5 protein-coding genes and 3 tRNA genes are annotated in these 8160 nt (G+C 56.0%); 3 read left to right on the top strand and 5 right to left on the bottom strand.

Annotated elements, in window-relative coordinates; translation table 11 throughout:
• The 5 genes from G5253_RS16430 to G5253_RS16410 all read right to left on the bottom strand — a co-directional run bounded on the left by G5253_RS16430 (nucleotide 1) and on the right by G5253_RS16410 (nucleotide 2156).
• Nucleotides 1-77: transfer RNA gene (locus G5253_RS16430), tRNA-Val, on the bottom strand.
• Nucleotides 78-94: 17 nt separating this feature from the next.
• Nucleotides 95-171, bottom strand: a tRNA-Val gene (locus tag G5253_RS16425).
• 13 nt (nucleotides 172-184) lie between these two features.
• Nucleotides 185-261 (bottom strand) — tRNA-Val (locus G5253_RS16420).
• A 159-nt stretch (nucleotides 262-420) separates the two neighbouring features.
• The gene (locus tag G5253_RS16415) at nucleotides 421-1800 is read right to left on the bottom strand and encodes an MATE family efflux transporter (protein WP_266135060.1); all 1380 of its coding nucleotides are present in this window, start codon (nucleotides 1798-1800) and stop codon (nucleotides 421-423) included.
• A 149-nt stretch (nucleotides 1801-1949) separates the two neighbouring features.
• On the bottom strand, nucleotides 1950-2156 hold the full coding sequence (locus G5253_RS16410; RefSeq protein WP_005345813.1) for a YaeP family protein: 207 nt from the start codon (nucleotides 2154-2156) through the stop codon (nucleotides 1950-1952).
• Nucleotides 2157-2288: 132 nt separating this feature from the next.
• Between G5253_RS16410 and G5253_RS16405 the strand changes: the two genes are divergently transcribed.
• The 3 genes from G5253_RS16405 to G5253_RS16395 all read left to right on the top strand — a co-directional run bounded on the left by G5253_RS16405 (nucleotide 2289) and on the right by G5253_RS16395 (nucleotide 7826).
• Entirely contained in the window at nucleotides 2289-2906 is a 618-nt protein-coding gene (locus tag G5253_RS16405; RefSeq protein ID WP_266135059.1) for a riboflavin synthase subunit alpha, read from the top strand.
• A 522-nt stretch (nucleotides 2907-3428) separates the two neighbouring features.
• Complete coding sequence (locus G5253_RS16400; RefSeq protein WP_323137692.1) at nucleotides 3429-4709, top strand: MFS transporter; 1281 nt, start codon at nucleotides 3429-3431, stop codon at nucleotides 4707-4709.
• Between the two features lie 54 nt (nucleotides 4710-4763).
• Entirely contained in the window at nucleotides 4764-7826 is a 3063-nt protein-coding gene (locus tag G5253_RS16395; protein WP_266135058.1) for a beta-galactosidase, read from the top strand.
• Nucleotides 7827-8160: the final 334 nt, after the last annotated feature.

Genomic DNA, 8160 nt, shown 5'->3' with positions numbered 1-8160 from the left:
TGGTGCGTCCTAGTGGATTCGAACCACCGACCCCCACCATGTCAAGGTGATGCTCTAACCAGCTGAGCTAAGGACGCATAACAGCAATCTGTGATGGTGCGTCCTAGTGGATTCGAACCACCGACCCCCACCATGTCAAGGTGGTGCTCTAACCAGCTGAGCTAAGGACGCATCACAGAAAAAGTGGTGGGTTTAATTGGATTCGAACCAACGACCCCTACCATGTCAAGGTAGTGCTCTAACCAACTGAGCTATAAACCCACTTTCTCTTACTTCACTACGCCAGCGCTGCTGACGTGGTCGGCATACTACCCATGCCCCCCAAGGCTGTCAACAGGCCATATGCACAAAGGAGACTGTTTGCCCAGTTCTTGCGCAGCCTGTTGATTTTGCAGGCGAGTTGTCGCTCGCCAAGCCCTGTTACTGAGATCGCGACAGGGTAGTGCAGGCTTCCGGAGTGGCAAAACGGCCATAGATGTAGCGCAATCTCGCCCCCAGCATCAGGGCCGCACTGGTGAGGCCGACGATAAAGCCGATCCAGAAGCCCTGCGGCCCCATCCGCGGCACCAGCCAGTCGGTCAGACCCAGGATCATGCCGGTGGGCAGCCCCAGTCCCCAGTAGGCGACGATGGTGACGTAGAAAATCGCCTGGGTATCCTTGTAACCGCGTAGTGCGGCGGCCGCGACCACCTGCACCGAGTCGGAGATTTGATAAATGGCGGCGAAGAACAGCAAAATGGCCGCCAGGACGATCACCTGCTGATCATCGGTATAGATCGAGGCGATCTGCTCGCGCAGTAGCACCGTCATGGCGGCAGTGGCCGCGGCAATGGCCATCCCCAGCATCAAGCCGGTGCGAGCCGCTACCCGAGCGTGATGGGGCTGCCCTTCACCTATGCTGTGGCCAACCCGGATGGTGACACCCACCCCGATGGAGAGGGGTAGCATAAAGACCAGGCTGGAGAAGTTGAGCGCAATCTGGTGGCTCGCCACCGTCTCGGCACCGAAAGGAGCCAGCATCAGGGCTACCACGGTAAACAGGGTCACTTCGCAGAAGATCGCCATGGCGATGGGGAAGCCCAAGCGAAACAGTCGCCAGATCCGGCTGCCGTTGGGGCGAGCCAGCTGGGAGAAAAGCCGGATCTCGGTGAAGTGACGGGAGAGCTTCACATAGAGGATCATCGCCAGCAGCATGGCCCACAGCACGATGGCAGTAGCCACGCCACAACCCACACCGCCCAGTTTCGGCATGCCGAAGTGGCCGTGAATGAAGATGTAGTTGGCGGGAATATTGACCGCCAGCCCGACAAAGCCGATCACCATGGTAGGCATGGTGTGGGAGAGCCCCTCACTGAAGTTGCGCAGCACCTGGAACATCACGAAGGCAGGCAGGCCCCACAGGATGGCGTGCAGATAACCAGTGGTCTTGGCAGCCATCACCGATTCCACATCCATAAACTGCAACGCCAGCGGGCTGTAATAGAGGGCGATCATCGCCAGCGGGGTGACGATCAGTGCCAGCCAGAAACCCTGATGGACGGCCGGGCGAATGGCTTCGCGTTTACGGGCGCCATTGAGCTGGGAGACGATGGGGGTGAGCGCCATGATGATCCCCTGCACCAGCAGGATCACCGGTAGCCAGAAGCTGGACGCCACCGACACGGCTGCCAGATCGACTGCACTCACCTGACCCGCCATCACGGTATCGACGAAGTTCATGGCGACCTGGGCCACCTGGGCGACCAGAATGGGGCTGGCTAGACGGACGAGCTGCTTCGCCTCGGACCAATAACGTTGCACTGACACCTCCGAGTGGATCAGATAAGAGTAAAAAAGAGCGGAAATCGGGAAGAGCCTTTGCACTTTCGGACGAAAGTGCAAAGGGTGGGGGAGGCATTCTAGCCTGAAATTCAGCCAGGACGAAATAGTTGCCACCCCGGGGGGCAGGATCAGGCGTCTTCGTGATCGCTGATCAGCAGGTTGGCAGCGGCATAGGCAGCCTGCTCGCGCAGTTCGGCGGGTACCCGCTCATCGGCGGCGACCGCGTTGAGGGCTCGGATGGTGGCGGCGATGGCGTTTGGCACATAGCCCTGCTCGCCGGAGCCAATCTGGTTATAGGCGATACGGATCGCTTCACAACATTGATATACCTGCATTTCTTTTTCCTTGTTTACCCGGATGTGAACGGCGTCACTATAGCGATCGGGCGCAAGCTTGTCAGCCTGTACCCTTGTCTCACCCTCTGCCCGAGGTTAACCTGCCCTTTTTGCAGTAGCAGGAGACGAGAGATGTTCACTGGCATAGTGCAGGGGACCGCCGAACTGGTGGCCATCGAAGAGCAACCCAACTTCCGTACCCATGTGATCCGCATGCCCAGCCGGGAGTGGGGGGAAGGGTTGGCCCTCGGTGCCTCGGTCGCCCACAACGGCTGCTGTTTGACCGTCACCCGGGTCGAGGGTGAGCTCGTCAGCTTTGATCTGATGCAGGAGACCCTGCGTCTCACCAATCTCGGCTTGTTGCAGGTGGGGGACAAGGTCAATGTGGAGCGGGCCGCCCGCTTTGGTGACGAGATCGGCGGTCATGTCATGTCTGGCCACATCATTGGCATGGCAGAGGTTACCTCGGTGATCGACACACCCAACAACCGTCAGGTGTGGTATCGCCTTGCTCCCGAGCTGATGAAATATGTGCTGACCAAGGGATACATCGGCATCGACGGCATCAGCCTGACCATAGGTGAGGTGCGCGAGCGGGAGTTTTGCGTTCACTTGATCCCCGAGACCCTGGCCCGCACCAACCTGGGTTGGGTCAAGGCTGGCTGGCAGACCAATATCGAGATCGATCCCCAGACTCAGGCCATCGTCGATACGGTGGAGCGGGTACTGGCGGCGCGCGCGGGTAACTGAAGGCACTGTCCCAGTTATATGTTGAAAGGGAGCATTGTTGCCCAAATTGATGCAGCTTGAATGAAACTAACTGAGGACTCGGTGATCTGATCACCACTACCCTCTATCGAGTCTGCATCATGGGAGCGTCCCTGCCCCCCCATCACCAACGGGTTTGTAGTGGTCTAATCATCTTGGCCACCATCGTAGGGGGAGCAGTTATCACCATGGTCTGCTTAATGACCTGATGAGATCAGGTCGCTATCTCTATAACCTCCATCTACATAATTTCGATTCTATTAATGAAGCTGCTTTAATTTTCCATATTTTATTATTTTTATAATCAGAAATTTATTATTTGATTGTGCTAGTGGGGTCTCTTTTTTATATACTTCCATATGGTGCTGGTGTAATCGTTTACATCGATGTGTGTTACGTCACAATATCCATCGTAATTAGTTCGTAATCTTGTCATGAGGCGAGGGCAGTCTGAGGACATTCTCTCAAGTCAATGGTTTATTATGGACAATGGATGGATATTTGATGAGTATAGAAAGATTGTTTGGATTGAATAGGAATATGGTAATGTTCGGTGCCATATTTTTTCTTTACTTTTTTATAATGGGAGCTTATTTTCCATTTTTCCCGATTTGGCTGCATGATGTCAATGATATCAGCAAGGCTGAAACTGGAATTGTCTTCGGCACTATTTCTTTATTTGCACTTCTATTTCAGCCAGTATTTGGGCTGATTTCTGACAAGTTAGGGCTGAAAAAGCATTTGCTCTGGATAATCATTGGACTACTGGTATTCTTCGCGCCCTTCTTTCTTTATGTATTGGCACCATTGCTGAAATTGAACATCTATCTCGGTTCTATCGTAGGGGGCATGTACATCGGTTTTGTATTTGCAGGCGGGGCTCCAGCCATAGAGGCTTATGTTGAGAAGGTGAGTCGCTCCAGTCAGTTCGAGTTTGGCCGAGCAAGGATGTTTGGCGCAATAGGCTGGGCCCTTTGTGCCTCTATTGTAGGGATCATGTTTACCATCAACAATGAGTTCGTGTTCTGGGTGGGGTCTGCTTTTGCTGTTGTAATGGCGGTTTTATTCTATTTTATCAACCCTGGTCGTGGTAGCACCAGTGAAGTGCTAGATAGTATTGGCGCCAATCAGAAAGGGTTTAGCGTAAAACTGGCAATGGGATTGTTAAAACAACCAAAATTCTGGTTCTTCACCCTCTATGTCGTCGGGGTGGCATGTACCTATGACGTATTTGATCAGCAATTCGCGAATTTTTTTACCGCATTATTTGATACAAAAGAAGAAGGTACTCGTTACTTTGGTTATGTCACTACGATGGGGGAGTTACTGAACGCCAGCATCATGTTTTTTGCCCCACTGATTGTGAATCGAATTGGCGGAAAAAATGCCCTGCTAATCGCTGGGGCCATCATGTCTATTCGAATCATCGGCTCCTCATTCGCCGAGACAGTTAGCCATGTCATTTTGCTGAAAACTCTACATATGTTGGAAGTTCCATTCCTGTTGGTCGGTACATTCAAGTACATCACTAGTGAATTTGATGTTCGCTTTAGTGCGACTATCTGGTTGATTGGCTATCAGTTCTTCAAGCAGCTAGCAACCATGTTTATGTCTGTGTGGGCTGGATCTATGTATGAGGTGATGGGCTTTCGTGAAACCTACTTGGTATTGGGCATTATTGCCGCAACTTTCACCTTTATTTCTGTCTTTACCCTCTCGGGAATGGGAACACTTGGGCTGTTAAAGGGTAGAACGATGGTTTTAAAAAAAGCCGCTAGTTACTAACCGACCATTTTGTAATCAGAGATTTGAAAAAGGTTATAAAAGATGAATAACAGTATGGCGTTACACCAAATCATTTGTCGTGCCGATTGGCAAACACAGGCTGTGACCAGTGTTAATCGTTTACCCACTCATACCCCCATGTTCAGCTGGCGCAGCGAAGCGGATGCCAGGGGGGATCTGGCCTCTTCCTCCCGTCTCTTGCTCGATGGCGAGTGGCGCTTCTCCTTCTTTGCCGCTCCCGAATTGGTGCCCGAGAGCTGGCTGTCGCAGGATCTGGTGGATGCTTGCCCCATTACAGTGCCGGGCAACTGGCAGCTGGATGCCGCCTATCCAGCTGCGCGGCCGCTCACCGATGGCCCCATCTACACCAATATCAAGTACCCCTTTCCCTGCGATCCGCCCCGAGTGCCAGCAGAGAATCCTACTGGCTGCTACTCCCGCGAGTTCGAACTGCCCGCCAACTGGCTGGCAAGCGGACAGAGCCGGATCATCTTCGACGGGGTGAGCAGTGCCTTCCACCTCTTCTGCAACGGTCGCTGGGTCGGTTACTCCCAGGACAGCCGGCTGCCCGCCGAATTCGATCTGACCCCATATCTGCAGAGCGGTCGCAACCGGCTGGCGGTGCTGGTGCTGCGCTGGTCCGACGGATCCTATCTGGAAGATCAGGATATGTGGTGGCTGTCGGGGATCTTCCGCTCCGTCAGCCTGTTGCACAAACCGTCCCGCCATCTGATGGATATGCGGGTGACCCCCGAGCTGGATGCCTGCTATCGGGATGGTCGTCTCAAGATTGCCCTGCAAGTGGCTAATGGGGCCGGTCTGTCGGTGGAGGCCAATCTCTATGACGGTGGCGAGCGGGTCGCGACCCTGCGCCAGCCGATCGGCACCCAAGCCATTGATGAAAAAGGGGCGTATGACGATCGCGCCGAGTTCTGGCTCGATGTGGCTGCGCCGCGCAAGTGGAGCGCCGAGACGCCCCATCTCTATCGTCTGACCCTGACCCTGCTGGACGAACAGGGTCAGGCCATCGAGAGCGAGGCGTGCGATGTGGGCTTTAGGGTGGTGGAGATCTGTGGCGGCCTGCTGCGGGTCAACGGTCAGCCGCTGCTGATCCGTGGTGCCAACCGCCATGAACACCACCCCGCCAGGGGTTATGCCATCGATCGTGCCACCATGGAGCGGGATCTGCTGCTGATGAAGCGGCACAACTTCAATGCGGTGCGCTGCTCCCACTATCCCAACCACCCCGACTTCTATCGCCTCTGCGATCGGCTCGGTCTCTATGTGGTGGACGAGGCGAATCTGGAGACTCACGGCATGACCCCCATGGGGCGGCTGGCGCGGGATCCTGCCTGGAGCAACGCCTTTCTGGAGCGGGCGACCCGCATGGTGGCGCGGGATTTCAACCACCCCTCCATCATCATCTGGTCGCTGGGCAACGAGTCGGGTTACGGCCCGGCCCACGATGCCATGTATGGCTGGATCAAGCGCAGCGACCCGAGCCGTCCGGTGCAGTACGAGGGGGGCGGGGCCGATACCCCGGCCACCGACATCATCTGCCCCATGTATGCCAGAACCCATCAGGATCAACCCTTCCCGGCGGTGCCAAAGTGGGCGCTGGCCAAGTGGATCGGCCTGCCCGGCGAGCACCGGCCGTTGATCCTCTGCGAATATGCCCACGCCATGGGCAACAGTCTGGGGGGTTATGCCCACTATTGGCAGGCGTTTCGCGATCATCCACGTCTGCAAGGCGGGTTTGTCTGGGATTGGGTCGATCAGGGGCTCGACAAATACACCGCAGATGGCCGCCACTACTGGGGCTATGGCGGCGATTTTGGTGATGTGCAAAACGATCGCCAGTTCTGCTGCAACGGTCTGCTGTTCCCGGATCGCACCCCCCATCCCGCCCCGTGCGAGGCTAAGCGCGCCCAACAGCCGTTCCGCTTTGCCCTGCTCGAGCACACCCCGCTGCGGGTGCGGATCGAGAGCGAATACCTGTTTCGGGAAACCGACAACGAGCGGCTTTGCTGGCTGTTGTGTGAGAACGGCCATGTGCAGCAGCAGGGGGAGTTCTCCCTTGATCTGGCGCCACAGGGGGTGGTCGAGTTGACCCTGAGCGAGACACTGCCCGCCTTTGCGGCAGGCTCACTGGCCTGGCTCGATCTGGCCATCGTTCAGCCGCAGGCTACCCCCTGGTCGCAGGCGGATCACAAGGTCGCCCGTCAGCAGTTCACCCTGCCGACCCCCCTTGCTCTGCCTGCTCCCGCCGCTGCCGCCACCCTGAGCGAGCAGCCGGATAGCTGGCGGGTCACCACCGCAAACAGTCAGTGGCGGCTCGACAAGCAGAGCGGCCGCATCACCAGTTGGCAAAAATCGGGGCAGGAGCAGTTGCTGGCGCCGATCATGGATCATTTCTACCGGGCTCCGCTCGACAACGACATCGGCACCAGCGAAGCGGATCACGCTGACCCCAACTCCTGGATTGCCCGCTGGCAGGGCTGTGGTCTCGGTCAGTGGCAACATCGCTGTTTGGGGATTGCGGTCGCTGGAGGGGATATCCGGGTCAGCCATGGCTACTTCCACCGCGATGAGCTGCTGCTGGTGAGTCACTGGCATCACCGCTTTACCGACGATGGCGCCATGAGCCTGGAGATAGAGACCGAGCTGGCACAGGTGCTGCCGTCGCTGCCGCGGATTGGCCTGCTGCTTCATCTGGCCGAGGTGCCAGCGCGAGCCGAATGGCTGGGGCGTGGCCCGCACGAAAACTATCCGGATCGCCTGCTGGGCGCCGATCTGGGGCGCTGGAGTTTGCCGCTGGAGGCCATGCATACCCCTTACATCTTCCCGAGCGACAACGGCTTGCGCTGCGATACCCGCCAGTTGCAGCTGGGTAGCACGACAGTAAACGGCTGCTTCCATTTCAGTGCCAGCCGCTTCAGTCAGCAACAGCTGGCCGCTGCTCGTCACCAGAGCGATCTGGTGGCCGAAGAGGGGTTGTGGGTCTGTCTCGATGGCGCCCACATGGGGGTGGGCGGGGATGACTCCTGGAGCCAGAGCGTGCGTCCCGAGTATCAACTGCTTGAGCGTAGTTACCGTTGGGGCTGCACCCTTTATTAAGTGAAGCCTGCCAGACCATCATGATGAAGCGCCGGGTATCATCCGGCGCTTCTATTTTATGGCGTGTTATAAACATACTTTCTACACCAGGTTAGATTCATGGAGAAGATTCGAGTTCACCAAGCTGGATATCTCATCTGATGGAGATAACAAACTCGTTATTTTCTGGTGTAGAAGCTATCTCATAAAAATCAAGTTTGTAAAAAATGAGCCATGATGTTTCCCTTAGGGAAGTGTTGATTACTTAACCTCATCAGAACGGTTTTGCTATATTTTTATCGGAGGTTACCAAAAAATATTGCAGGCTTCCTCACAGAGAAATATTTATCACGCT

The organism is Aeromonas sp. 602658 (assembly GCF_049173005.1).
Lineage (GTDB): Bacteria > Pseudomonadota > Gammaproteobacteria > Enterobacterales > Aeromonadaceae > Aeromonas > Aeromonas veronii_A.
Note: the sequence above shows the minus strand (reverse complement) of the source record. Positions and strands in the feature narration are given on the sequence as shown.

Excerpts from the sequence above, each read along its gene's own strand:
- G5253_RS16410 (WP_005345813.1), bottom strand. The coding sequence starts at position 2,156 with ATGCAGGTATATCAATGTTGTGAAGCGATCCGTATCGCCTATAACCAG.
- G5253_RS16405 (WP_266135059.1), top strand. The coding sequence starts at position 2,289 with ATGTTCACTGGCATAGTGCAGGGGACCGCCGAACTGGTGGCCATCGAA.
- G5253_RS16400 (WP_323137692.1), top strand. The coding sequence starts at position 3,429 with ATGAGTATAGAAAGATTGTTTGGATTGAATAGGAATATGGTAATGTTC.
- G5253_RS16395 (WP_266135058.1), top strand. The coding sequence starts at position 4,764 with ATGGCGTTACACCAAATCATTTGTCGTGCCGATTGGCAAACACAGGCT.